This is a genomic window from Phocaeicola fibrisolvens, from assembly GCF_025567125.1.
GTDB classification, from domain to species: Bacteria; Bacteroidota; Bacteroidia; order Bacteroidales; family Bacteroidaceae; genus Phocaeicola; species Phocaeicola fibrisolvens.
In genome coordinates this window covers 81,854-107,505 of sequence record NZ_JAOQJI010000003.1, presented here as the reverse complement: position 1 = coordinate 107,505, position 25,652 = coordinate 81,854, and the positions used below count along the sequence as shown (strand labels likewise).

General features: G+C 43.8%; 22 protein-coding genes and 2 tRNA genes. 11 read left to right on the top strand and 13 right to left on the bottom strand.

All coding sequences use genetic code 11. The features are described 5' to 3' along the window. Window position 1: 1 nt before the first annotated feature. On the top strand, window positions 2-790 hold the full coding sequence (locus tag OCV81_RS02165) for a DUF4738 domain-containing protein (protein WP_148327979.1): 789 nt from the start codon (window positions 2-4) through the stop codon (window positions 788-790). A 64-nt stretch (window positions 791-854) separates the two neighbouring features. On the opposite strand, the gene yihA is transcribed toward OCV81_RS02165, so the two are convergent. Beyond that, window positions 855-1,466, bottom strand: coding sequence for a ribosome biogenesis GTP-binding protein YihA/YsxC (yihA, locus tag OCV81_RS02160; RefSeq protein ID WP_022354146.1), 612 nt, complete (start codon window positions 1,464-1,466; stop codon window positions 855-857). Between the two features lie 112 nt (window positions 1,467-1,578). Here yihA and recR point away from each other — a divergent pair, with 112 nt between their 5' ends. The 4 genes from recR (at window position 1,579) to OCV81_RS02140 (ending at window position 4,127) form a co-directional block, all read left to right on the top strand. After that, window positions 1,579-2,196, top strand: a complete 618-nt coding sequence (gene recR / locus OCV81_RS02155) for a recombination mediator RecR (protein WP_148327977.1) — start codon at window positions 1,579-1,581, stop codon at window positions 2,194-2,196. Between the two features lie 12 nt (window positions 2,197-2,208). Then, entirely contained in the window at window positions 2,209-2,670 is a 462-nt protein-coding gene (locus OCV81_RS02150) for a hypothetical protein (protein ID WP_148327975.1), read from the top strand. Between the two features lie 7 nt (window positions 2,671-2,677). After that, window positions 2,678-3,193: a GNAT family N-acetyltransferase gene (locus OCV81_RS02145; protein WP_148327973.1), complete on the top strand. Its 516-nt coding sequence runs from the start codon at window positions 2,678-2,680 to the stop codon at window positions 3,191-3,193. A gap of 505 nt (window positions 3,194-3,698) precedes the next feature. Continuing rightward, window positions 3,699-4,127 carry a hypothetical protein gene (locus OCV81_RS02140; protein WP_148327971.1) on the top strand — a complete coding sequence of 143 codons (429 nt, stop codon included), beginning with the start codon at window positions 3,699-3,701 and terminating at the stop codon, window positions 4,125-4,127. Window positions 4,128-4,184: 57 nt separating this feature from the next. On the opposite strand, the gene OCV81_RS02135 is transcribed toward OCV81_RS02140, so the two are convergent. The 5 genes from OCV81_RS02135 to OCV81_RS02115 form a co-directional block, all read right to left on the bottom strand. Then, window positions 4,185-4,259 (bottom strand) — tRNA-Pro (locus tag OCV81_RS02135). 35 nt (window positions 4,260-4,294) lie between these two features. Next, window positions 4,295-4,369 (bottom strand) — tRNA-Pro (locus tag OCV81_RS02130). A gap of 125 nt (window positions 4,370-4,494) precedes the next feature. Then, window positions 4,495-6,585, bottom strand: a complete 2,091-nt coding sequence (locus OCV81_RS02125; protein WP_148328082.1) for a S9 family peptidase — start codon at window positions 6,583-6,585, stop codon at window positions 4,495-4,497. Between the two features lie 182 nt (window positions 6,586-6,767). Then, entirely contained in the window at window positions 6,768-8,624 is a 1,857-nt protein-coding gene (gene yidC / locus OCV81_RS02120; RefSeq protein WP_148327969.1) for a membrane protein insertase YidC, read from the bottom strand. Window positions 8,625-8,653: 29 nt separating this feature from the next. Continuing rightward, window positions 8,654-10,252 (bottom strand): CTP synthase, encoded by a 1,599-nt coding sequence (locus tag OCV81_RS02115; RefSeq protein WP_148327967.1) that lies wholly within the window; start codon window positions 10,250-10,252, stop codon window positions 8,654-8,656. Window positions 10,253-10,548: 296 nt separating this feature from the next. Here OCV81_RS02115 and OCV81_RS02110 point away from each other — a divergent pair, with 296 nt between their 5' ends. Both OCV81_RS02110 and OCV81_RS02105 read left to right on the top strand, forming a co-directional pair. Beyond that, window positions 10,549-12,015, top strand: coding sequence for a DUF3078 domain-containing protein (locus OCV81_RS02110; RefSeq protein WP_148327965.1), 1,467 nt, complete (start codon window positions 10,549-10,551; stop codon window positions 12,013-12,015). A gap of 36 nt (window positions 12,016-12,051) precedes the next feature. Next, entirely contained in the window at window positions 12,052-12,672 is a 621-nt protein-coding gene (locus OCV81_RS02105) for a trimeric intracellular cation channel family protein (RefSeq protein ID WP_148328080.1), read from the top strand. 6 nt (window positions 12,673-12,678) lie between these two features. Here the strand turns inward: OCV81_RS02105 and mtgA are convergent, their stop codons facing one another. The 7 genes from mtgA to pyrB all read right to left on the bottom strand — a co-directional run bounded on the left by mtgA (window position 12,679) and on the right by pyrB (window position 18,241). Then, window positions 12,679-13,368, bottom strand: coding sequence for a monofunctional biosynthetic peptidoglycan transglycosylase (gene mtgA, locus OCV81_RS02100; RefSeq protein WP_148327963.1), 690 nt, complete (start codon window positions 13,366-13,368; stop codon window positions 12,679-12,681). An 84-nt stretch (window positions 13,369-13,452) separates the two neighbouring features. Further along, window positions 13,453-14,169 carry an OmpA family protein gene (locus tag OCV81_RS02095; RefSeq protein ID WP_148327961.1) on the bottom strand — a complete coding sequence of 239 codons (717 nt, stop codon included), beginning with the start codon at window positions 14,167-14,169 and terminating at the stop codon, window positions 13,453-13,455. A gap of 17 nt (window positions 14,170-14,186) precedes the next feature. After that, window positions 14,187-15,467 (bottom strand): serine hydroxymethyltransferase, encoded by a 1,281-nt coding sequence (glyA, locus tag OCV81_RS02090; RefSeq protein ID WP_148327959.1) that lies wholly within the window; start codon window positions 15,465-15,467, stop codon window positions 14,187-14,189. A 31-nt stretch (window positions 15,468-15,498) separates the two neighbouring features. Further along, window positions 15,499-16,236 carry a porin family protein gene (locus OCV81_RS02085; protein ID WP_148327957.1) on the bottom strand — a complete coding sequence of 246 codons (738 nt, stop codon included), beginning with the start codon at window positions 16,234-16,236 and terminating at the stop codon, window positions 15,499-15,501. Window positions 16,237-16,240: 4 nt separating this feature from the next. Continuing rightward, a complete protein-coding gene (locus OCV81_RS02080; protein ID WP_148327954.1) occupies window positions 16,241-16,810 on the bottom strand; it encodes a flavin reductase family protein in 570 nt (189 codons plus the stop codon). A gap of 2 nt (window positions 16,811-16,812) precedes the next feature. Next, window positions 16,813-17,271 carry an aspartate carbamoyltransferase regulatory subunit gene (pyrI, locus tag OCV81_RS02075; RefSeq protein ID WP_148327952.1) on the bottom strand — a complete coding sequence of 153 codons (459 nt, stop codon included), beginning with the start codon at window positions 17,269-17,271 and terminating at the stop codon, window positions 16,813-16,815. A 28-nt stretch (window positions 17,272-17,299) separates the two neighbouring features. After that, window positions 17,300-18,241, bottom strand: a complete 942-nt coding sequence (gene pyrB, locus OCV81_RS02070) for an aspartate carbamoyltransferase (protein ID WP_148327950.1) — start codon at window positions 18,239-18,241, stop codon at window positions 17,300-17,302. Window positions 18,242-18,435: 194 nt separating this feature from the next. On the opposite strand from pyrB, the gene OCV81_RS02065 reads away from it, so the two are divergent. The 4 genes from OCV81_RS02065 to OCV81_RS02050 all read left to right on the top strand — a co-directional run bounded on the left by OCV81_RS02065 (window position 18,436) and on the right by OCV81_RS02050 (window position 25,652). Beyond that, window positions 18,436-20,763 carry a transglycosylase domain-containing protein gene (locus tag OCV81_RS02065; RefSeq protein ID WP_148327948.1) on the top strand — a complete coding sequence of 776 codons (2,328 nt, stop codon included), beginning with the start codon at window positions 18,436-18,438 and terminating at the stop codon, window positions 20,761-20,763. A gap of 446 nt (window positions 20,764-21,209) precedes the next feature. Beyond that, window positions 21,210-23,675 carry an SLBB domain-containing protein gene (locus OCV81_RS02060; RefSeq protein WP_148327946.1) on the top strand — a complete coding sequence of 822 codons (2,466 nt, stop codon included), beginning with the start codon at window positions 21,210-21,212 and terminating at the stop codon, window positions 23,673-23,675. 19 nt (window positions 23,676-23,694) lie between these two features. Further along, window positions 23,695-24,954, top strand: coding sequence for an MFS transporter (locus tag OCV81_RS02055; RefSeq protein ID WP_148327944.1), 1,260 nt, complete (start codon window positions 23,695-23,697; stop codon window positions 24,952-24,954). A 26-nt stretch (window positions 24,955-24,980) separates the two neighbouring features. Continuing rightward, entirely contained in the window at window positions 24,981-25,652 is a 672-nt protein-coding gene (locus tag OCV81_RS02050; RefSeq protein ID WP_148327942.1) for a bifunctional nuclease domain-containing protein, read from the top strand.

Here is a 25,652-nt window from a genome sequence, read left to right as displayed (position 1 = left end):
CATGAAGAAATCAGGCTTGATAATGCTTCTTGGGGGGATAGGGTTCATGTGGGGATGTATGTCTCCTCAGCAGAAAGGAGCGGAAGAGCAGGTGGAAGACCGTGAGGCCATGCGGTTGTTACAAGGCATCTGGTTGGATGATAATACAGAAGCGCCTTTGTTCAAGGTTCAGGGTGACAGTATTTATTATTCCAGTCAGATAAATGCTCCTATGCCGTTTACGATACGTCATGATACGATGATTGTATATAGTGCACAGCCCATTCATTATCTTATTGAAGAGCAGAAAGTGTATAGCCTGCGTTATCGGACATCGATTGGGGAGGTGGTGAGTTTGCATAAAGCCGAATCGGATACGCTTTCTTTTGGAACGGTGGTACCGGTCCGTGAAACTGAAAGCGAAGTTTTTGAGAAGGATTCGGTCATTCTTTATGACGGAGAACGTTATCGTGGATATGCCTATATTAATCCTACCAAGAAAAGGGTGACCCTGCTGAGTATCAGTGAGGAAGGACTTCCGGTGGAGAATATATACTACGACAACATTATTCATATTTGTGTGTACAAAGGGAAGGAACGCTTGTTTTCCAAGGATATCAAGAAAGAAATGTTTGAACGGGTGGTGCCAGCAGATTTCCTGAGTAATGCCATTCTAAGTGATATGGATTTTGTAAGGGTAGACGGGAAAGGTTATCGTTATGTGGCAACACTTTGTATTCCCGATGGGGCATCATGCTATAATGTACATCTGGATATAGATAAGAATGGGAACATCGGATTCTCCCGTTGATGATTGAGTTGTCTGTAAAATAAAATCTCCTCAAAGTGACTTATGCCATTTTGAGGAGATCCTTTTATTCTGCCTGTTCTTTGATCGAATGGTTAATCTGTTCGATATAATTCAGAATCTCTTCTCGTCCAATTTTGTTTTCTGAAGAGGATACAAAATAAGGGGGAAGCTCTTCCCATTGTTCTTTCAGTTTCTCCAGATAACGGTTGACGTTGACTTTGGTTTTTCCGGCACTTTGTTTGTCAGCTTTGGTAAAAATCAGTGCAAAAGGAATTCCATTTTCTCCTAACCATTCAATAAATTCTAAATCAATACGTTGTGGGTCAAGTCGGCTATCTACGAGGACGAAGAGGCAGGTCAATTGTTCCCGATCGAGTACATAGTATTCGATGAGTTTTTGGATTTTTTCCATCATTTTTTTTCCCCGCTGTGCATAGCCATATCCAGGAAGGTCGACTAGATACCATTCTTTGTTGATCAGAAAATGATTGATAAGCAAAGTCTTTCCTGGCGTAGATGAGGTCATGGCCAGTTTGGGATTTTTGGTCAGCATGTTGATGAGACTTGATTTTCCCACGTTGGAGCGTCCGATAAAGGCGTATTCCGGTAAATGGGTTTGGGGGCACATGTCGGCCCGTGAGTTGCTTACGACAAACTCTGCGCTGGTAATGTCCATAGGTCGAATTTGAGTTGTTTGATACAAAGGTAATTGTTTTTCTCTTTTGCCGCATACAGCTAAAGGATTTTATCTGTATTTTTGCCTTTTGTAAGAAAAGTAATCATAAAGAATGAATCAACAATATCCTTCAGTTTTGCTGGAAAAGGCAGTGGGAGAGTTTGCTAAACTTCCTGGAATCGGGCGGAAAACTGCCATGCGTCTGGTACTGCATCTGTTACGCCAGGATAATGCTACGGTGGAAGCTTTCAGCAATGCGATTTCCACTTTAAAGAAAGAAGTAAAATATTGTAAGGTGTGTCACAATATTTCCGACACCGACGTGTGCCGTATCTGTTCTAACCCTTTGCGTGATGCAACGACTGTATGTGTGGTAGAAAATATACGCGACGTGATGGCGGTAGAGAATACCCAGCAGTATCATGGGTTGTATCATGTGCTTGGGGGCGTGATTTCTCCCATGGATGGTATAGGTCCTTCCGATTTGGAAATCGAGAGTTTGGTAAACCGTGTCAAGGAAGGTACGGTCAAGGAGGTCATTCTGGCATTGAGTTCTACCATGGAAGGCGATACGACCAATTTCTATATTTTTCGTAAACTGGCAGGTTGTGAGGTGAAAATAACCATGATTGCCAGGGGGATATCTATTGGTGATGAATTGCAGTATACAGATGAAGTGACGTTAGGGCGGTCTATCGTGAATCGTGTCGCTTTTACAGGAACCATTTAAAAAGAATGTGTGATGGAAAAGAAAATATCTTGTTTGCTTCGGTTGTTGGAAGTAGAGTTTGCCTTGTGGTGGATTTTTGCTGTCGTATGGTGTGTGTTGTATGAAACAGATGTTTTTCCTCAGGGTAGCTTGGTGGGTGATGTGCGAGCAGAATATATCCTTCAGACGGTGGGCATTTTGTTGGCTGTCTGTCTGATACCTCTTTCGTTACGTATGTTCAGCCTTTCATTGACACGCTATGTGCGGCAGTTGTCATTACCGGAAGCACTGGTGAGCTATCGTCGCTGGTGTGAAATTCGGCTGGCTATGCTAGGGGCTCCGGTATTGTTTAATCTGACAGTATATTATACAACGCTTAATCTGACAAGTTTGTTGTGTGTGGGAATGCTGTTGGTAGCTTCGCTTTTTTGTGTGCCGGGGCGTAGAAGGTTGATGCGGGAACTGGATTTGGAGATAGATGGAGACCAAAAATGAGTGGCTTATGGAGAATAAAGAGACTATTAGGCTCAGGGCGCCGGAGCCGGAAGATTTGGAGGTAATTCTATCTTTTGAGAATGATGCTGAACTTTGGGAATTAGGGACAGCTACCGGTCCTTATTCTCGCTTTCAGCTGAAACGTTATATAGCTGAGAACCAAAATAATTTATATGTCGATGGACAGTTGCGCTTAATGATTGTACAAGGAGAGTGTGAAGTGGCGGGTATCATTGATGTATTTTCGTTTGATGTGCGCCATAATCGTGCGGAGGTAGGGCTGGTTATACGGAAAGACTTGAGGGGAAAGGGGATAGCAGGAAAGGCCCTCGATTTGATGGAGGCTCATTGCTTTAAGCAGCTTGGTTTGCATCAGTTATATGCCTATATCCCGGCGGGGAATGTGGCAAGTAGAAAATTGTTCTTATCCGCAGGTTACGTGGAATGTGCGATTCTGAAAGATTGGATACGGATAGGTGTATCGTATCAAGATGTATATTTATTTCAAAAAGTTGCCATGTGATGCTTGGTGGGGCATTATGTTGTATAAACTTGTTTTATAGTCGTATAAGTTCTCTGAGTTCGTGGTGATTTTGATCTTAATCGTTTAAAATAACTATCCATGTGATAGTGCTTTTTTACCAGTTGAGCATGAATATAACACGGATAGCCTTTATTTGTGTTTTTGTAAGTTGCATTTCTGTGTATGTTTCATTATCTTCGAATTATATAAGTTAAATTTATATTTTAATATTTTTATATTATATAAGTTAATTGTTTTTTAGGTGGAGGTAGGTTTCATTTTTTGTTCTTAGGAATATAAAGTAAATAAGGGAAATTTAAATTATTACACATAAGAAAATTGATGCGATTGTTTACGTATGGTTTGTCGTTGTTGCAGAGAGGGTTTTAGAGATACTAACAAGGTATTTTGATATGTAATCGCACGTAGAATCGACAGTGCGGAAATAAAGAAGTAAAGTCGATTATTTGAATTAACATAAACATTTATTACAAAATAAACAACTATGAAAGAAAAGATACTTGATGCATTTAAGCAGTTGGGTTTTTCATTAATAAAAACAGACGAGATGGGGTATGGCTTTAGTTGTGAAGGTACTAATCTTCTTTATATTCCCAATAGTGAAGATGAAGATTTTTTGAATATTTCTGTTCCTTGTGTGTGTGACGGTGAGTCGGGAAGGAGCATGCCACTTCAGGACTTGGCTGAAAGAGTAAATGCTATGCTGAAATATGTAAAGGCTTATAGATTAGGGAAAACTCTTTGGCTTTTTTACGAACGAGAGTTATTGAGTGAAGAAAATTTTCCGCAAATTATTTCGCGGATGGTGGTTCGTTTGGAAGCTGCAAACTGTTTTGTGCATTATTTTCTTGTTGCTAATGGCAATGTTCAGGCGAATATTGAAACGGGAATATCGATGTTTTTGGCAATCTGACAATATGAAAAATAAAAAAAGCAACTTATCATGTCAGATAAATTGCCTTTCTTCTTGTCGGGGTAGCGGGATTCGAACCCACGACCCCCTGCTCCCAAAGCAGGTGCGCTAACCGGACTGCGCTACACCCCGAACGTTTGTAATAACTTTTACTTTTTTGACTTCTGTCGGGGTAGCGGGATTCGAACCCACGACCCCCTGCTCCCAAAGCAGGTGCGCTAACCGGACTGCGCTACACCCCGAAGTGTCTTTCTCAAAAGCGATGCAAAGGTATGACTTTTTATTTTAATATGCAAATCCGGACACCTCTTTTCTGCAAATTTCGTGAAAAAACATGACGTAAAGGTGTCCGGAAAGGTTTTATAGGTTATTTTTGCGGCTTCAGCCAGCGGTCAAGCCAGTTGAAGAAGGTACGTTGCCAGAGAATTCCGTTCTGTGGTTTCAATACCCAGTGGTTCTCATCCGGGAAAATCAGCAGTTCGGCAGGGATGCCTCTCAGCTTGGCGGCGTTGAACGCGGCCATACCCTGTGAAGCCAGGATGCGGTAGTCTTTCTCGCCGTGGATGCAGAGAATCGGGGTGTCCCATTTGTCTACGAACAGATGGGGAGAGTTGGCGTAGCTGCGCTGTACGGCCGGGTTACTCTTGTCCCAGTACGGACCACCCAAATCCCAGTTGGTGAACCAGAGTTCCTCGGTTTCGAGATACTGCTGTTCCATGTTGAAGAAACCATCGTGGGCAATGAAGGCTTTGAAGCGCTTGTTGTGGTGTCCGGCCAACCAGTATACTGAGTAGCCTCCGAAGCTGGCTCCCACGCATCCCAGACGGTCTTTGTCCACATAGGGTTCCTTGGCGATGTCATCGATGGCGCTCAGGTAGTCGTCCATGCAGTGGCCGCCATAGTTGGTGCTGATTTCTTCCAGCCATTCCATACCGAATCCCGGCAGTCCGCGACGGTTGGGGGCAATGATGATATAGTCGTTGGCGGCCATGATCTGCAAGTTCCAGCGGTAGCTCCAGAACTGGCTGACGGGGCTTTGCGGTCCTCCTTCACAGAACAGGAGGGTGGGGTATTTCTTGTTCGGGTCGAAGTTGACCGGATAAACCACCCATGAGAGCATGTCTTTTCCGTCGACGGTCTTGGTCCAGCGGGGCTCAACCTTGCCCAGTTTCAGCTGGCTGAAGATGTGGTCGTTTTCTTTCGTGATACGGGTCACTTCGTTTTTCTTTTTCAGGTCGACCGTAAACAGCTCGTCGGCTTCGCTCAGGGAGTGGCGGGTGGTGAGCAGTTGCTTTTCGTTCAGCATGGCCACGGAAGCATAGTCATACATGCCGTCGGTGAGCTGTTTCACTTCCCCTTTCAGGTTGGTGCTGTGAATCATGCTGGTGGCATGCCACACGCCTGTGAAGTAGAGGGTCTTGTTGTCGGGTGCCCAGCAGTAACTGTCCACGCCCGACTGGAAGGCTTCGGTCACGTAGGTTTTCTTTCCGCTGTTCAGGTCCATCACGCAGAGACGGTTGCGGTCGCTTTCGTATCCGTCGCGTTCCATGCTTTGCCAGGCGATGTTCTTTCCATCGGGAGAGAACTGCGGGTTAGTGTCGTAACCCATGTTCTTGTCGGTGACATCTTCCTTGCAGAGGTTGCGGGTCTGCTTGGTTTCCACATTGTATAAATAGATGTCCGAATCGGTGGATACGGCATAATCCTTTCCGGTCTTTTTGCGGCAGGTGTAGGCCACAGACTTGGAGTCGGGGCTCCATGCGAGCTGTTCGATGCCGCCGAAAGGTTTCATCGGCGATTCGTAGGGCTCACCGGCCAGGATGTCGGTGGCTTCACCTATTTTATTGTCGGTAAAGGAAGCCACGAACGGATGGGGAACGGTTTCTACCCATTCATCCCAGTGCTTGTACATCAGGTCGTCGATGACTTTTCCGCTGGCTTTGTCTAGGTCGGGGTATTTGCCGGCAGTACGTTCGCCATATTTCACTTGTGAGATGAAAAGCACTTTGGTGCCGTCGGGAGAGAACTTGAATCCGTCGATGCCGCCTGCATAGTCTGAGAGCTGCTGGCGTCCGGTTCCGTCGGGATTCATTTCCCAAATCTGTCCTTTCGTGATAAAGGCCAGTTTGCTTCCGCCTTTAATCCATGCCGGTTCGCCTTCGCTGTCGGCAGAGGTCGTCAGCAGCTTGTTGTCGGAGCCGTCGGCGTTCATCACATAGATTACCTGATGTCCCTTGTTCAGCTTCACGCTGTAGTAGGATACGGTGTAAGCAATCTTCTTTCCGTCGGGAGACACACAAGAGCTTCCGATACGTCCCATGGCCCACAGGGTTTCCGGGGTCATCCGTCCGTCTTTCACAGTAATTTCCTGCTTGCCGATGAAAGGTGCGTCAGTTCCTTCTGCCTGTACGGCAGCCATCGGAGCTGAAGCCATCAATACGGCCGCAGTCATGTTCATTAAATCTGTTTTTTTCATGTCTTTATTTTTAGTTTTTAGATGATGCGTGTCTTTGTGCACGTTTCCGTTGTGCAAAGGTAAGATAATAAATGGAAAAAGAGAAGACAGAAAGAAAAAGAGCGGAACGAAAGGCTTCTGATGGCCTTCCTGTTCCGCTCTTTCTGTTCCTTTTCAGGATATTTTTATTTCTTTTTGTTCATATGTTCCTGACGTTCTTTCTGCAAGCGTTCCTGTTCTTTCTGCAGGGCTTCCAGTTTGGCCATCAGTCCGCTGGCTTTCTGCTGTGAAGGTTCCTTCTTGTTGGCTTCCAGCTGGGCGAGCAGTTTCTTCTCGTCGGTCATACGGCGCATAATCCACATGGTGATGATACCAATCAGACCGGAGATGAAGTAGTAGTAGCTCAATCCCGATGCATAGTCGTTGAAGATGAAGAAGAACATCACGGGCATGATGTACATCATCCATTTCATGGCAGCCATCTGCGGGTTGTTGCCCATGTCCTGCTGCTTCATCATGATTATCTGGTTCAAGACTGTGGTGATGCTGAACAACAGACAGAATAAGCTCAGGTGGTTACCCAGCAACGGAATGTGGTAGCTCCAGCTAATCAGGTCATCGTATGCCGAGAGGTCGGTTGCCCACAGGAATCCTTGCTGGCGAAGCTCGATGGCATTCGGCACGAAGAAGAAGAGAGCCATGAACACCGGTGTCTGCAACAGCATCGGCAGACAGCCTCCCATCGGGCTGACATTGTACTGTCGGTAGAGGGCCATGGTTTCCTGCTGTTTTTTCAGGGCATCTTCCTGTTTCGGGTATTTGGCATTGATTTTATCCACATACGGTTTTAGGGCACGCATCTTGGCCGAGGAAATGAAGGACTTCCAAGTAGTAGGAAGTACCAGTACCTTGACGATGATAGTCATGAGCAGGATTACCATACCCATGCTCAGTCCCCAACCCGACAGCCAGTCGAATAGGTTGATGGTAAACCAGCGGTTGATGAGTCGGATAATCGGCCATCCCAGGTAGACCAAATCTTCCAGCTCCTGGTCTTTGTCCTTAAAGCTCAAGTCGTTGCTGGCAAGCAAAGTTTTGAAGTGGTTCGGGCCGAAGTAGAACTGTAGGTGTGAGGCCTTGGCACCCGTCGGGTCGAAAGCCGTTTTCATGTCGGCAGTATAGTTTTTCATATAACCGCTGCCTTGCTGTTCCATCTTGGATTCGAGGGTAGCATTGTCGAAGTTCTGCTCTGCCATGAAGACGCAAGAGAAATACTGGTTCTTGAAGGCTACCCAGTCGAGAGCTTCCGGAATGGTTTCTTTGGCATCCTTTGTCTCGCTCAGGTAGTCGAAGCTGTCGTCCACCGGCTTATAGGTCAGCGAGGTGTAACGCTGTTCGAAGTTGTAGCCTTTCTCCATCTGGCGGGCCCGCTGTTTCCATTCGATGCTCATCGTCTTGGTGGAAGGAGAGAAGAAATTCTGCAAGCCGCTGGCCTGGATGGTGAAGTCCACCATGTAGGAGTTTGGCAGCAAGCGGTAGTTGAAGTCCAGGTGTCCGCCGTTGGCCGCGTTCAACCGCATGGTTACGGTGGAGTCGGTCACGTTGGTTGCCTCGAAATACATCTGGTCGCTCAGGATGTTTTCTCCCTTTCCTTCGAAGCCGAAATTCATGGAAGCATCTTTTCCGTCGAAAAGAACGAGCGGCTGTTTCTTCTGGTCTTTATACTCTTTCAACAGGGCCTTGCTTACCCGTCCACCTTTGTTGGAGAAGGTCAGCTGCACCAAGTCGTTTTCCAGTACGGTGAACTGTTCCGTACCTTGTGCAGACTGGAAGAAGAGGGAGGAACTGTCCGGACGTGCAGCTTCAACGGCTGCCGCGGCCTTTTTCTCCTGTACTTCCTGCTGTTGCTTGATGACCTGCTGGATAGAGTCTTGATAGTGCTGTGCGCGTGCTCTTTCTTCCTGGCTGGGGCGGTTGTAGATACCAAAACCTACAATCACCGCTCCAATCAGGACAAAGCCCACTAACGTGTTTTTGTCCATTTCTGTTTCTTTACAATGTTATTTTTGACTTACTTGTTGATGGCTGCCTTGATGAAGGACAGGAACAACGGATGGGGTTTCAGTACCGTACTGCTGTATTCCGGATGGAACTGTGTACCGATGAACCATTTCAGGGTCGGGATTTCGATGATTTCCACCAGGTCTGATTCCGGATTGATACCTACGCACTTCATGCCGGCCTTTTCGAATTCTTCCTTGTAGCTGTTGTTGAATTCGTAACGATGACGGTGGCGTTCCTGAATGTGTTCGCTCTGGTAAGCCTGATACGTTTTGGAAGTCGGGTCGATGACACATTCGTAAGCTCCCAAACGCATGGTACCTCCCATGTTGGTGATGGATTTCTGTTCCTCCATGATGTCGATGACATTGTGCGGAGTCTTTTCGTCCATCTCGCGGCTGTTGGCATCGGCATAACCCAGTACATCGCGGGCAAATTCGATGGCCATGCACTGCATACCCAAACAGATACCGAAGGTCGGCACGTTGTGTGTACGGCAATATTTGATGGCGATGAACTTACCTTCGATACCGCGCTGGCCGAATCCCGGACAGATGATAACTCCGTCCATGTCTTTCAGCTTTTCTTCAATGTTTTCTTCTGTCAGGTTCTCACTGTTGATGAAGTGGATGTCTGCCTTGCGGTCGTTGTAGGTAGCCGCCTGTGAAAGGGCTTCGAGGATAGATTTGTAGGCGTCCTGCAAATCGTATTTTCCTACCAGACCGATTTTTACCTTTTCAGTGGCATTGTGACGGCGGTTCAGGAAGTCTCTCCACGGGCCGAGGGTCGGGGTTTCGCCTACCGGAAGTCCCATCTTTTCCAGAATGGTGACATCAAGCTTCTGTTCCTGCATACGCAAAGGTACTTCGTAGATGGTTGGCATATCCATAGACTGGATAACGGCGCTTTCGTCTACGTTACAGAACAAAGCGACTTTCTTGCGCAGGTTCGTGCTCAGTTCGTGTTCGGTACGCAACACCAGAATGTCCGGCTGGATACCTACTGACTGGAGTTCCTTGACAGAGTGCTGGGTCGGCTTGGTCTTCAGCTCTCCGGCGGCAGCCAGATAAGGCACGTAGGTAAGGTGTACGCACAAAGCGTTTTTGCCCAGCTCCCTTTTCAGCTGGCGGATACTTTCCAAATAAGGGAGTGATTCGATATCACCCACTGTTCCTCCGATTTCAGTGATAACAAAGTCGAATTTGTACTTGTTACCCAGCAGTTTGACATTGCGTTTGATTTCATCGGTGATGTGAGGGATAATCTGGATGGTCTTACCCAGATAGTCACCCCGGCGTTCCTTGTCAATTACACTCTTGTAGATACGGCCGGTAGTAATGTTGTTGGCTTTGGTGGTCTGGATACCCAAGAATCGTTCATAGTGTCCCAAGTCGAGGTCGGCTTCGTGCCCGTCTACGGTTACGTAGCATTCTCCGTGTTCATAAGGGTTCAGAGTTCCCGGATCGATGTTGATATACGGGTCAAACTTCTGGATGGTTACGCTGTAGCCTCTGGCCTGCAGCAACTTACCGATAGATGATGAGATGATTCCTTTTCCCAATGAAGAGGCTACACCACCTGTTACGAAAATATACTTTGTTTCTGCCACAATATGAATATTTAAAAATTTGATTCTAAATTATATATGTCTGAAGATACCTGCCTTCTGACACGAAGAACTACTTCTTCAAAGTTGCAAAATTATAAAAAAAAGCTGAACCCACAAAAGTAAGAGGGGGTAAAACCTTATTTTGCATGGAATATCCTTGGGTTTTCACTAGTTTCATGCGGGTGGATTCAAACCAAAGGAATAGTAAATTTGTTTTATTGTGTAATTACTGTTAGGTAAAGCGGTTTTTAGAGAAATAAATCGTACTTTTGCACAGGTTTTAAGCATGAAATGAAATGAAAAAATCGATTCTTTTGGGAATATTGACTTTAATGTGTAGCGGATTGGCTGCACAAGTGGATGCGATTCCAGCTGATACTTTGACAAATGCAGTAGATTCGGCTGGGGTGACCTCTCGTTCTGCTGGGGGGATAAAAAAAAAGGCCGGGATTGCTTCAATGGCTAGAATTACATCGGATATACCTTCTATGCAGGTACGAAATTTCAATCAACTGGTTCAGGATTTCCGAAAGGATTATGACGCGAAACTGGAACGTTGGGACGATATTTATCTGTTGATTACAGGAATTCGTTCTAACCCGGATTACTATAAACTCTCCATGCCTGCGACTTATTATGAGGAACCGATTGAACAGGCGTTCAGTATTTCTGACTGGAAACCAAGAATACCTTTTATAAAAGAGGAAAATGAATGGATGAAGTCTCTGCCTCAGGTGAAGAATCTGTGTCATACGGAAAAGGTAGACCGATATATCAATCGTCAATTGCTTTCTTTTTATTTAACTTATCCTCAGTTGGTCAAACAAAATGAGGATAACCTGGAAGGGTTGAAACCGATTTATGGAGATGTGATTATTGATCAGCCTCGAAAAGAAAACTTGCTGGATATGATGCAAAATGATGAGTTGCCTAACCGGGTGTCTGAGAAAGATTTGTTGGTAATCAAACCTAATTTTTGGACCTTGGGAGGGAACGGGTATTTGCAGTTCTCGCAAAACTACATATCTGCCAACTGGTATAAGGGTGGAGAAAGTACGAAGTCTTTGCTTTCAGGCTTTACTTGGCAGGCTAATTACGATGACAGACAGCGTGTTCAGTTTGAAAACAAGATAGAATGGAAACTGGGTTTTATAACGGCTCCTTCGGATACGGTGCATAGCTATAAGGCTAACAATGACTTGCTCCGACTGAGTTCGAAGTTGGGCTATAAGGCTTTCAGTACGTGGTATTATACGTTGTCGGCAGAATTCAAGACACAGTTCTTCTCAAATTATGATACAAATTCAGACAATCTCGTATCTGCTTTCTTTTCTCCAGCCGAGTTGAATGTTGGTTTAGGTATGGATTATAAGTATGTAAAAGACGGTGTCTGCAATTTGTCTGTGCTGGTTAATCCGCTTAACTACACGCTTTATAGTGTAGCTAGCGATAGAGTTGATCCTACAAAGTTTAATATTAAAGAAGGACATAAGCGTGAAAGCGTATGGGGTTCTCGTTTGGAGACTACCTTGAAATGGAAGGTGTTTTCGGCTCTGATGTGGGAATCACGTCTTTCTTATACGACCAACTATGAGAAGGTATTGGCTGAATGGGAGAATACTTTTACATTTTCGGTGAACAAGTATCTTTCTACAAAACTTTTTGTACACGGGCGATTTGATGACGGAGTTGCACGGGAAGAAGATGCCAGTTATTTCCAATTGCAGGAGCTTCTCAGTTTTGGTTTGAGCTATACATGGTAAAAACTTCTTTTAGAATTTGATATGGAATTATTTCAGATGCCTTCGTTTGTAACAGTTCTGGATTTTATAGGAACGTTCGCTTTTGCTATCAGTGGGATTCGTCTGGCCTCCGCTAAGCGGTTTGACTGGTTTGGTGCTTATGTAGTCGGTTTGGCGACAGCCATCGGTGGAGGAACAATTCGTGATCTTTTGTTGGATGTGACTCCGGGTTGGATGACCGACCCCATGTACTTGATATGTACAGCTTTTGCGATGTTTTTTGTCATTCTATTTGGAAAATATGTGATTCGTCTGAACAATACTTTTTTCCTGTTTGATACCATTGGTTTGGCCTTGTTTACCATTGTGGGTTTCAGTAAAGCCTATACATTGGGATATCCTTTTTGGATTGCTATTTTGATGGGTAGTATTACTGGTGCAGCAGGAGGTGTGTTACGTGACATTTTTATTAATGAGATACCGTTGATATTCCGCAAAGAGATTTATGCTATGGCTTGTGTCATTGGCGGTCTTGTTTATTGGATTTGTCTGCGATTAGACATGGATGCCGTGCTGTCACAGATTATGGGCGGTATGACGGTATTTGTCACTCGTATTCTAGCAGTGAAATATCAGATTACGCTTCCTATATTAAAGGGAGATCCAGAGCATCCCTGATGCCTTTTACCGTTTTTCGGGAAAGGGAGGGATGCATTTCATCAAGTACATGATTTTTCGTTGACGCTTGTACATGTAAGAACTGGGTTTTCCTGAATTAAATTTGCGCGGATTCGGAAGGCTGGCGGCGATGAGTGCGCATTGCTTGCGTGTGAGTTGGGCAGCTGTGGTATGGAAATGCGACTTTGCTACAGCTTCTGCTCCGTAAATACCGTTGCCCATTTCAATGGAATTCAAGTAGACTTCCATAATTCTTTCTTTGTCCCAAATTAGCTCGATTAATACCGTGAAGTATGCTTCGAACCCTTTTCTTACCCATGAAGAAGAAGGCCATAGAAATACATTCTTGGCAGTCTGTTGGCTAATAGTGCTGGCTCCTCTGGCTTTTTTACGTTTTTTGTTCTCTTTCATGGCTTTACTGATTTCCTTGAAATCAAATCCATTGTGGCTGGCAAATCGGTTATCTTCTGAGGCTATGACGGCCATGGGGAGATGGCGTGAGATTTTTTCTTTAGGTACCCAGTGATGTTTCATTACAATTTTTTCACCTTGCGCCAGTTGCTCTACGCTTCGTATTACCATCAACGGAGTAATGTAGACTGGAATAAACTTCAATGCAACGACTGAGAGGATGGAAGAAGCAAAGAAGAAGATAATCAAGTTGCGAAGGTATTTTAATATCCGTTTTTTATTCATGTTTTGTGTGAATGTTTTATATGAAAATTATGCCGGGCCTGACAGACCCGGCATAATTTGTTTATAGACTTTTGAAAGGTGTGTTTACTGAAGTGTTCCAGCTTCTGCCTGCTGAATCATTTGTTGGCTGGCATACATGTAAACTTCTACACGACGATTTTGTTGACGCCCGGTTTCGGTGGAGTTGTCCGCTATTGGATTTTCTTCACCCATACCGGTTACAGACTTAATTTGGCTGGAAGAAGCGCCACATCCCAGCAGGTAGCTGGATACGCTCTGTGCACGTTCCTGTGAGAGGTCGAGGTTTTTCTGTTTGCTCTGTTCTGCAGTGCTGTTTTTCCATCCTGTGTTGTCCGTATATCCGTAAATTGCTACGTCCATATCTTTGTTCTGATTGAGCACATTGTTGGCAAATTTGCTCAAGGCTGATTTGGCAGAACTGCTCAGAGTGGCACTGCTGGTGTTGAACAGGATACCTGAATCGAAAGTGACCTTTACGGCCTGCAATCCGTTGTTGTCAGTAACTTGTTCTACTTGTGCTCCTTCAATCTGTTCTGCTTGTGCGGCAGCTTTATCCATCTTCTTTCCAATCAGTACACCTGCACCAGTACCCACTGCTGCACCTACAGCGGCACCGATAGCTGCTCCTTTACCATGGCCGATGACTCCACCTACCAATGCACCTAATGCAGCACCGCTACCTCCTCCGAGTAATCCACCTTTGGCCGTATTTGTCATACCACAACTGCTAAATACTAAGCATGCGCTCAGTAAGATAGCCATAGAATTCATTGTTTTCATTTCTTTTTTTCGTTTAGTTAATATGCAAATATAGGATAATTTTTCATAGTTTCGTTCACGCGATGGCGTACAGAAGCAATTATTTCTTCGTTGTCTACATTAGACAAAACTGTTTCAATCATTTCCGCAATTTCATACATCAGGTCTTCCTTTGCTCCACGAGTAGTGATAGCTGGAGTTCCCAGACGGATTCCAGAAGTCTGGAATGCAGAACGTGTGTCGAAAGGTACCATGTTTTTGTTGACTGTAATGTCGGCAGCAACCAGTGCTTTTTCTGCCACCTTTCCGGTCAGGTCTGGATATTTTGTACGCAGGTCCACTAGCATGGAGTGGTTGTCAGTGCCTCCTGATACAATGGTAAAGCCACGGTCCATTAAAGCTTGTGCAAGCACACGGGCGTTCTTCTGTACTTGAATTTGATATTCCTTGTATTCTGGTTGCATACACTCGTAGAAAGCGACAGCTTTGGCTGCGATGACATGTTCCAATGGGCCTCCCTGAATTCCGGGGAATACCGCTGAATCCAGTAATTGTGACATCATTTTGATTTCTCCCTTCGGCGTTTTCTTTCCCCATGGATTCGGAAAATCTTTACCCATCAAAATAATGCCGCCACGTGGCCCACGCAAAGTCTTGTGTGTTGTAGAAGTGACGATATGCGCATATTCCACCGGATTGTCAAGCAAGCCGGCTGCAATCAATCCAGCAGGGTGGGCCATATCAATCATCAGTAGAGCACCTACTTTGTCAGCAATGTCACGCATCCGTTTGTAGTCCCATTCGCGTGAGTAAGCAGAACCTCCACCGACAATCAATTTCGGATGTTCTCTCAAGGCTATTTCTTCCATTTGGTCATAGTCAACACGACCTGTTTCTTTGTTCAGGTTATATTCACAGGGGGTGTATAAAATGCCAGAGGTATTGACCGAAGATCCATGTGACAGATGACCTCCATGAGCTAAGTTCAATCCCATGAATTTGTCGCCAGGATTCAGTACTGCCAGGAAGACGGCTGCATTGGCTTGTGCTCCAGAATGAGGCTGAACGTTGGCCCATTCTGCTCCGAAGATCTGCTTGATACGGTCGATGGCCAATTGTTCACTTTGGTCTACAACCTCGCATCCTCCATAATATCTTTTTCCTGGATATCCTTCCGCATATTTGTTGGTTAGGCAGGAGCCCATGGCTTGCATGACTTGTTCGCTTACGAAATTCTCAGAAGCAATCAGTTCGATACCTTTCAGCTGTCTCTGATGTTCTTTTTCAATAATGTTAAAAATTGAATCGTCTCGTTTCATGATATATTCTTTTAAAGTGAAAACTCTCATGTCAAAAAATTACTCCTACGGAAAAACTAAGTATGTTTTTCCGCTGCTGAAGCTGAATCTTTCCTTCATTGTATGGAGATTCAGTGAGGTTGGAGTTATAGGTCATTGACCGTATGGTGTTATGCAGACCGATTTCATAACGGAAATCAAAAAAAATGTTCGACACGTTGACAGCCAATCCTATTACTCCGCTGTATTGGAGCGGGTGTTGTTCTTCTTTGATTTCTTGTTGATAAAAGCCAGTGAATTCGGTAGAACTGTGCTGTTTCCATATCCAGGTAATTTTAGGCCCGATAAAGAAAGCCATTCCATAGGGATGTACATCAATGAATTTATATCCATATAAAATGGGAATATCAAGTGTAGTTGTTTTTTTCTTTATCAATGCATTTTCTTTGAGGAGCTCCGAGTTGGCCAGCGTGAACGGAATAGACACGCTGCCTTGTGTGATGTTGCAGGAAAATTCTGGTTGAATAAAATGGTGTTTCTTTAGATTAAATCGGCAGAATACGGCAGCTAGGTAGCCTACTTTGTAGTTGTTTTGCGCCATTTCCAGTTTCTTACCATTGATGGATATTTCATCTGTAAAGAACATGGAGGAATTAAAGCCGGCTTTCACTCCCACGTTGAAACGGGGCTGTTTCAGCGTGACCATAGGCGTGAGCATGGCTTGTGCTTGCAGGTCGCAAATGGCTAGCATTCCAGTTCCTATGACAGTGAATACGACTTTTCTTATCATTCTTTTATTTATTCTTTTTTTCTACTGACCATCCGAACTTTCCAATTTTCTCTCCTAGTTCGTAATAGCCTCCATGGGCATAAACCAATAGGTTGGCACGTGCCAGTTCAAATTTCCCGGTTTCAGTGTTCAGGTATTTTTCGTCAGCTTTTACGTTTACCACATCTGCGATGAACATGTGGTGTGATCCCAAGCTTATCACTTCTTTCACCCGACATTCAATGCAGAGTGGTGATTCTTCAATGTAAGGAGCTTGTACCATACTGGATTTTCCGGGTGTAAGTTTCATTTCCTGAAACTTATTGTAATCTTTTCCTGAGCGTACTCCGCACCAGTCTGTCGCAAAAGCCATGTCTTTTGTGGTTAGGTTGATGACAAACTCCATATTCTTTTTCAAAATAGAATAGGAGTATCGCTCTGGCCTGACAGAAATATAACACATAGGCGGGTTGGTACAAATTGTACCTACCCACGCTACGGTAATAATGTTGTATTCTTCTTCACAGCTCCCGCATGTAACCAAGGCAGCTGGAAGTGGATAAATCATGGTTCCTGGTTTCCAGTCCTGCTTCATGCTTACAGAAGTTTGATATTGTCTTTCTGCTGTTCCTTTTCACAGTAATGACATTTCAGGAGTCCTTTCTCCTTGTCGATTACATGAAACCAAGTTTGCATCGGTTCGTTGTTGCTGATGCATTTGGGATTATTGCATTTTACAATACCTTTCAATTCATCGGGCATTACAACTTCTTTCTTTTCCACTACTTCATAGTCACGGATGATGTTTAGTTTGATATTGGAAGCAACAACTGACAGTCGGCTGATTTCTTCTTCTGTAAAGAAACGGTCGGCTATTTTGATAATTCCTTTTTTCCCGAGTTTCTTGCTTTCAAAGTTGTTGCCGATTGTAATGTTGGCGTCTTCATCCTGTAGATTCAGCAGGGAGACAACCGTAAATAATTTATCAGATGGTATATGGTCGATAACCGTACCGTTTTTGAGAGCGGCTACTTGTAATTCTTTTTTCTCACTCATAGTTACTTGAATTGAATGTTTTTCCGGATTATTTTTCAGTGTCAGCTTTTACTTGGTCAAGTGTAATACCTAGTACATCACATAGAATAGCTTGACGTGCATAAAGACCATTTTTAGCTTGTTGGAAATAGTAAGCTTTAGGATTATCATCTACGTCGTAAGTAATTTCATTTACGCGGGGTAGTGGGTGAAGAATTCGCAGGTTGGGCCGTGTATGTTCCAGCATTTTATTGTTCAGAATGTACACGTCCTTTACTCTTTCATATTCCATCAGATCGGTAAAACGTTCACGCTGTACACGTGTCATATAGAGGATATCTGCGTCGGAAATAGTTTCTTCTGTAAAATCGGTATGTTCAACGTATTTGATGTGATGCTCTTGGCAATACAGCTTGTACTCGTCCGGCATTTTCAACTCATCCGGAGCAATAAAATGGAAAGTAGGATTGAAGTGACGCATGGCCATCAAAAGGGAATGAACAGTTCTTCCGTACTTCAGGTCACCTACCAGATAGATGTTTAGGTTTTCCAGTGTGCCTTGAGTTTTATAAATAGAGTATAAGTCGAGCATGGTTTGCGAAGGATGTTGATTGGCTCCGTCTCCTGCATTGACGATAGGTACAGGAGCTACCTCGCTGGCATATCGTGCAGCACCTTCCAGATAGTGTCTCATTACGATGATATCGGCATAGTTGCTGACCATCATGATGGTGTCTTTCAGTGTTTCTCCTTTTGAAGAACTGGTCACTTTCGGGTCTGTGAATCCGATGACTCTTGCCCCTAGGCGGTTCGCGGCTGTTTCAAAGCTCAGGCGCGTACGAGTGGAAGGTTCAAAAAACAAGGTTGCAACTACTTTTTCAGCCAGAAGGCGGCGGTTAGGTTTCTTTTCAAACTCTTTTGCCATTTCCAGAAGATACAGGATTTTCTCTTTGGAATGTTCGGCGATAGTAACTAAACTTCTATTTTCCATGTTAGCTGTTTTTGATTACTTTTATAATACCGGAGTTCAAAGGTAGGTAAAAAAAATAAAAATACCACCGTTTTATTCAGATTTCGGGCGATGTTTTCGCATTTCTCAGGATATTGTGAAAAATGAACCATTATTTCGGATAAATTCCGTAAATTTGCGACTTCAACAGAACGAATCAAAGAATATAATAACGTATGAGAAAAATATTCATATATGTATTGTGGGCATTTGTCCTTTTGTGTATGCTGACTGTGGCGATTGTTTTTGCGGCCATTGCCAATGGAAAAATAGGTTATGTCCCTCCGGTAGAGGAATTGGAAAATCCGAACCTGAAGTTTGCCACACAGATTATTTCAGATGATGGAAAGTTGTTGGGCACTTGGTCTCTTAGTAAGGAAAACCGTGTGTATGTAGGATATGAAGATTTGTCTCCTCATTTAGTACATGCATTGGTGGCGACAGAAGATGTTCGCTTTGAAGATCATTCGGGGATTGATGCCCGTGCATTTATGCGTGCGGTGGTCAAACGTGGAATTTTTATGCAGAAACATGCAGGTGGGGGCAGTACCATTACCCAGCAGTTGGCCAAGCAGTTCTATTCACCTACTGCCGACAACGTAATGGAGCGTTTGTTGCAGAAACCGATTGAGTGGGTGATTGCTGTAAAGCTGGAACGCTATTACACGAAAGAAGAAATCTTGACCATGTATCTTAATAAGTTTGATTTTTTGAACAACGCTGTGGGAATCAAGACCGCGGCTAAAACTTATTTCGGGAAAGATCCTAAAAACTTGAAAATAGAGGAGGCTGCCACGTTGATAGGAATGTGTAAGAATCCTTCGCTTTATAATCCGCGTCGTTTTAATGAACGTTCACGTGGTCGTCGTAATACAGTCCTTGATCAGATGCGTAAGGCGGGGTATCTTACCCAAGAGGAATGTGACTCTTTGCAAGCTCTTCCTTTGGTCTTGAAATTTCAGCCTGTAGACCATAAAGATGGTTTGGCTACTTATTTTCGTGAATATTTACGAGGAATAATGACTGCTCGTAAGCCTGACAGAAGCGATTATCGTGGATGGCAAATGCAGAAATACTACGAAGACTCTCTCGCTTGGGAAACGAATCCGCTGTATGGTTGGTGTGCTAAAAACAAGAAAAAAGACGGTACCAATTACAATCTTTATGTAGATGGCCTGAAAATTTATACAACAATTAATTCCCGGATGCAACAGTATGCGGAAGAAGCTGTCTATGAGCATGTGGCAAAATATTTGCAGCCACGTTTCTTTAAAGAAAAAAGCGGACGGAAAACAGCTCCTTATACGAATCAGTTGACTCCGGAAGAGGTGGAACAGATTCTGAGTCGTTCTATACATCAAAGCGACCGTTATCGGACTATGAAAGCGGACGGATGTTCAGAAGCGGAAATCATGAAGGCATTCAATACTAAATATGAAATGTCGGTCTTCTCTTGGGATGGAGAAAAGGATACCATTATGACGCCGCTTGATTCTATAAAGTATTACAAGCACTTCTTGCGGGCTGGTTTTATGTCGATGGATCCGATTACGGGATATGTCAAGGCGTATGTAGGAGGGCCTAACTACAATTATTTTCAGTATGACATGGCAATGGTGGGACGTCGTCAGGTAGGTTCTACCATCAAGCCTTATTTGTATGCGCTGGCCATGGAAAACGGTTTTTCTCCTTGTGATGAAGTGCGTAATGTGGAGCAGACACTTTTTGATGAGAACGGAAAGGCTTGGTCGCCTCGTAATAGTTCTAAATCGCATTATGGGGAAATTGTTACCTTGAAGTGGGGGTTGGCTAATTCTAATAACTGGATTTCGGCTTATTTGATGAGTAAGCTTAGCCCATACGATTTGGTTCGTTTGATACATTCCTTTGGGGTGCTGAATAAGGATATTCAGCCTACGGTGTCTTTATGCCTGGGCCCCTGTGAGATCTCAGTAGGGGAAATGGTGAGTGCTTATACTGCTTTTGTAAATAAGGGCATTCGTACGGCTCCGCTTTTCGTTACTCGTATAGAAGACAGCGACGGCAATGTGGTGGCTACCTTTACACCTCAGGTAAATGAAGTTGTCAGTGAATCTACTTCTTATAAAATGCTTGTGATGTTGCGTGCAGTTATTAATGAGGGAACAGGTGGACGTATACGTCGTTTGTATGGCATTAAGGCTGATATGGGAGGAAAGACAGGAACAACAAATCGTAATTCCGACGGATGGTTTATGGGATTTACTCCTTCATTGGTGTCTGGATGCTGGGTTGGTGGTGAAGAGCGTGATATTCATTTTGATACCATGCGTGATGGACAAGGCGCTTCCATGGCTTTACCGATTTGGGGAATTTATATGCAGAAAGTTTATGCGGACAAAACGCTTGGATATTCGCAGGATGAGACTTTTGACATACCGGGAGATTTTGATCCGTGTAAAGACAGACTGACGGAGATTGAAGAGGAAAATAATACACGCCTCGATGATGTATTTTTCCAATAGCTGAAATAATAAAGAATAGAAATAGAGTTAAGGACTGCTTCACTCGAGGCGGTCCTTTTTTTGGCAATATTTTAACTTCTAAATCGGATGATTGGATGGAATGAATGAGTATAAAAAAAGGGAATCTTCCCAGACTCCCAATCTTCATTAACCTTAAATCTAATACCATGAAAAACACGATGCAAAGATAATGCTTTTATGTTATGTAACATGTTTATAGGGCTTATATTTGCGAAGAATTAACAATATTTATGTTTTGAATTCTGGCGATTTCCTATCTCGATTGGTTTGATAAATAATAGGAGCTAGAAAAAGGATTCGTATTTTTTATTTGACAGATTTTTTCCATTTTTCATAGTATCGTTTTTTATTAGGATAGCTGTAAACTTGGTGGTTATCTCGTAAACATGTATCTTTGTCCTTAAAACGATAAAATTATAGACAGAATGAGAAAACAGTTCGCAAGATTGGTGCTGTGGTTATGTCTGCTTGGCGGGGCGAGTGTGTATGCTCAAAGTGGGATGACGGACAGCCAGATTATAGAATATGCAAAACAGGCATATTTGGAGGGGAAAGACCAGCAGACCATTGCCATGGAGTTGTTGGCGAAGGGAGCGACTCAGGAACAGTTGTTGCGGTTGAAATCTACTTATTCGGGTGCATTGGATTCTTCTGTATCATCGGATACGGAAACAGAGGTAGCGTCGAAGTCAAATTCGGATGAAAAAGTCAGTCGTGTAAGAAAAGAATCAAATACCTCGGAACAGTCGCAGGCAACAGGTACTCAGGATGCGAGCCGATGGTCGGATGAAATGAAAAAAAGTATGGAGAAGCGTCGGGGACTGATGACGGAACCTGCGGGTGAGAACGATGTCTTCGGGCGCAATATCTTTAATATTGAGAAATTGACATTCCAGCCTAACTTGAATATGGCTACACCGGAAAATTATCGTTTGGGGCCAGGAGACGAAGTGATTGTTGATGTCTGGGGAGCCAGTCAGACTACATTGAAGCTTGCAGTTTCGCCTGATGGCTATGTGAATATCCCCAATTTGGGGCCCGTTTTTCTGAATAATACAACTATAAAAGAAGCCCGGCGCTTGTTAAAACAGGAATTGAGTAAGATTTATGCGGACTCGGGAAACAATATTCGTGTTACTTTGGGTAATATTCGTACAATTCAGGTGAATGTAATGGGAGAGGTGATGGCACCGGGTACTTATTCTTTATCTTCACTTTCTACGGTCTTTTATGCTCTTTATGTAGCAGGAGGTGTGAGCGATATTGGTAGCCTGCGTAATGTGCAAGTGGCGCGTGGAGGAAAAACAGTGGCTCATTTGGATGTGTATGATTACATCATGAGGGGACAGATTCAAGATGATATTCATCTACAGGATGGCGATGTGATAATCGTACCTACCTATGAGGAGCTTGTTAAAATTACAGGAAAGGTAAAGCGCCCGATGTTTTATGAAATGAAAAAAGGTGAGTCGGCTGCGACCTTGTTGAAATATGCAGGTGGATTCTCTTCTGATGGATACAAGAAAAGTATCAGGGTGTTGCGGCAGGATGGAAAGGAGTTTTCTGTGGCTACTGTGGATGAATTGAATTTTTCGACCTTTAAATTGCAAGATGGAGACTGGGTAACAGTAGATTCTATTCTGAATCGCTTTAAAAACCGATTGGAGGTCAAAGGAGCTGTATATCATCCGGGAATATATGAATTAAGCGGATCTCTAAATACGGTGCGTCAGCTTGTAGAGAAAGCTGATGGATTGTTGGGAGAGGCTTTTACAGCACGTGCCGTACTTTATCGGGAACGGGAGAATCTGACACGGGAGGTTTTGCCGGTAAATATTGAAGGAATTTTAGCCGGGACATCGCCTGATATAGCTTTGCAAAAGAACGATGTGTTATACATTCCAAGCATACATGATTTGCAGGACATGGGGAAAGTCACGATTAGTGGTGAGGTGAATCGGCCTGGCAGTTATACTTATGCAGACCACATGAGCCTGGAAGATTTGGTAATTACGGCAGGAGGTCTGAAAGAGTCTGCTTCTACGGTGCGTGTGGATGTATCCCGCCGAATCCGTAACTCGAAAAGCACTACTGAACCCGATATTATTGGACAAAATTTTTCTTTTGGCTTGAAAGATGGCTTTATTGTAGATGGAGAACCTGGTTTTACATTGCAGCCTTATGATCAGGTATTTGTACGGCGTAGCCCTAGTTATGCGGAACAATTGAATGTGACGATAGAAGGGGAAGTTTTGTATCAGGGTGATTATACGTTGAATACAAAGAATGAACGTTTGAGTAGTCTGGTAGAACGAGCTGGAGGAGTGAGCCGGTTTGCATACGTGCGAGGAGCAAAATTGCGTCGGGTCGCGAATGAAGAGGAACTGCGCAGGATGGAGGATGTGGTGAAGATGATGCGTCGTGAAATCGGAGCCGCTATGGCCAATACGTTGGGTTTAAAGGTCGACAGTACATATACGGTCGGGATAGACTTGGAGGCTGCTTTGGCCAATCCGGGAAGTGATGCAGATCTGGTATTGCGCGAAGGAGATGTACTGATGGTGCCTGAGTATAATAATACCGTAAAGGTGAATGGAGCTGTCATGATGCCCAATACAGTATCGTATGCGAAAGGGAAAAGCGTGAAATATTACCTGAGCCAGGCTGGAGGGTATTCTGTCAATGCCAAGAAGAATCAGAAATTTATTATTTATATGAATGGTCAGGTAGCCGAGGTGAAAGGAAACGGAAAGAAGCAAATTGAGCCAGGTTGTGAGATTGTGGTACCTAACAAGACGAAGAAGTTTAATTTTGCCACGATAATATCCAATGCTACTTCTTTTGCTTCGTTGGCCACAATGTTGGCTTCATTGGCCACAATGATGAAATAACCATTAAATCGAATATATTATGAGTATTAAGTTAAGACTGATTGTGATGAACTTCCTGCAGTTTGCCGTGTGGGGAGCGTATCTGACCTCAATGGGTACGTATTTGGCTAGCGTCGGACTGGGAGGACATATAGGTATATTTTATGCTATGCAGGGAATTGTGTCGTTGTTTATGCCAGCTGTATTAGGTATTATTGCCGACAGGTGGATTCCGGCTCAGCGATTGCTGGGATTGAGTCATTTGCTGGCTGCCTTGTTTATGGCGGGGGCAGGCTATTATGGCATGACAATGGGAGCACAGGTGGAATTCCCGGCTTTATTTGCCTTTTATTCTGTGAGTGTTGCTTTTTATATGCCGACTTTGGCTTTGTCAAATTCAGTAGCCTATACTGCGCTTGACAAGGCTGGTCTGGACACAATTAAGGCTTTTCCTCCCATCCGTACGTTTGGGACAATCGGCTTTATTTGTTCTATGTGGCTGGTCGATTTAATGGGCTTTCAGGCCAACTACATGCAGTTTTTCACTTGTGCAGCTTGGGGAGTAGTACTAGCTATATATTCTTGTACACTTCCGGAGTGTCCGGTAAGTCGTGGAAACGGTGGACATAAATCTTTGGTTGAAGCTTTGGGATTGAAGGCTTTTCTGCTTTTTAAGGACCGTAAAATGGCAATATTTTTTATCTTTTCTATGCTGTTGGGTGTCTCACTGCAGATTACGAATGGTTTTGCAAACCCGTTTATTACCAGTTTTAGTGCCATCCCTGAATATGCGAATACGTTTGGTGTACAGCATGCCAATCTGTTGATTTCGTTGTCTCAGGTGAGTGAAACGTGTTGTATTTTGCTTATTCCTTTTTTCTTGGGACGTTTCGGTATCAAACGGGTAATGTTGATTGCCATGATAGCTTGGGTACTTCGGTTTGGCTTGTTTGGTTTGGGTGATCCCGGCGACGGAGTTTGGATGTTTGTCCTTTCCATGTTGGTATATGGTGTGGCATTCGATTTCTTCAATGTCTCAGGTTCGTTGTTTGTGGATAAGGAGACAGACTTGTCGATTCGTTCTAGTGCACAAGGCCTTTTTATCATTATGACCAACGGAATTGGGGCTACGGTAGGTACCTTAAGTGCACAGGCGGTAGTGAATCGCTTTGTGGATTTTAATTCGACAGCTCCTCAGGTGGAGGGATGGAGCCATGCCTGGTTCATCTTTTCTATTTATGCATTGGTTGTAGCGGTAGCTTTTGCTTTGGTTTTTAAATATAAACATACACATAATTAAAGAAATGTGTTTAATCCATTGGCTGTATGGACGTTTCAAAAGATTTAGTTAAGATGCTGGTTAAGGATCTGGCTACAGCTATGGATATGAGAAAAACTGTAGAAGATCTGGCTTTTAATGACTTGATTGATAAAACAGAAAAGGCGGAGCAGTTAATGATGTCGCTGAATACAATGAAGTTGGTGCTGGAAGAAGAGGGACCGCAGAAGCGACTCATAATGGAAGTGGTGACGGCCGAAGAAGGAAATTTGCTGTGGATGGCCATGGGCAAACGGAGGGCCGACAGATTGGCACTGCCTTTTCAGATGATGAAAACTTTTTATTTGTTGGGAGCAGAAGTCGAAGGTGCTGTGTTGTATTCGTGCGAAAATTTTGAGATGAAGGCAAAATTGTATGTACAGAAAGCCGATGGCCATGAATTTGCATTGGATTTACGGCTGGTGGATGCATTAATACTTACTTTATTGGCAGATGTCCCTTTATATGCAAAGGAGGGACTTCTGTCTGCTCAACAACAGCCATTGGAGTCGACAGAAAAATATGGGGCAGATCTGAAATTGGAATTATTGCATATAATGCCGGTAGAGGATCTTCAGAGAGAAATGGATATTGCGATTCGTCATGAGAAATACGAATATGCGGAGGCTGTGAGAAAAATAATGGAACAAAAGAAAGAAAATAGAAAAAATAATCTATAA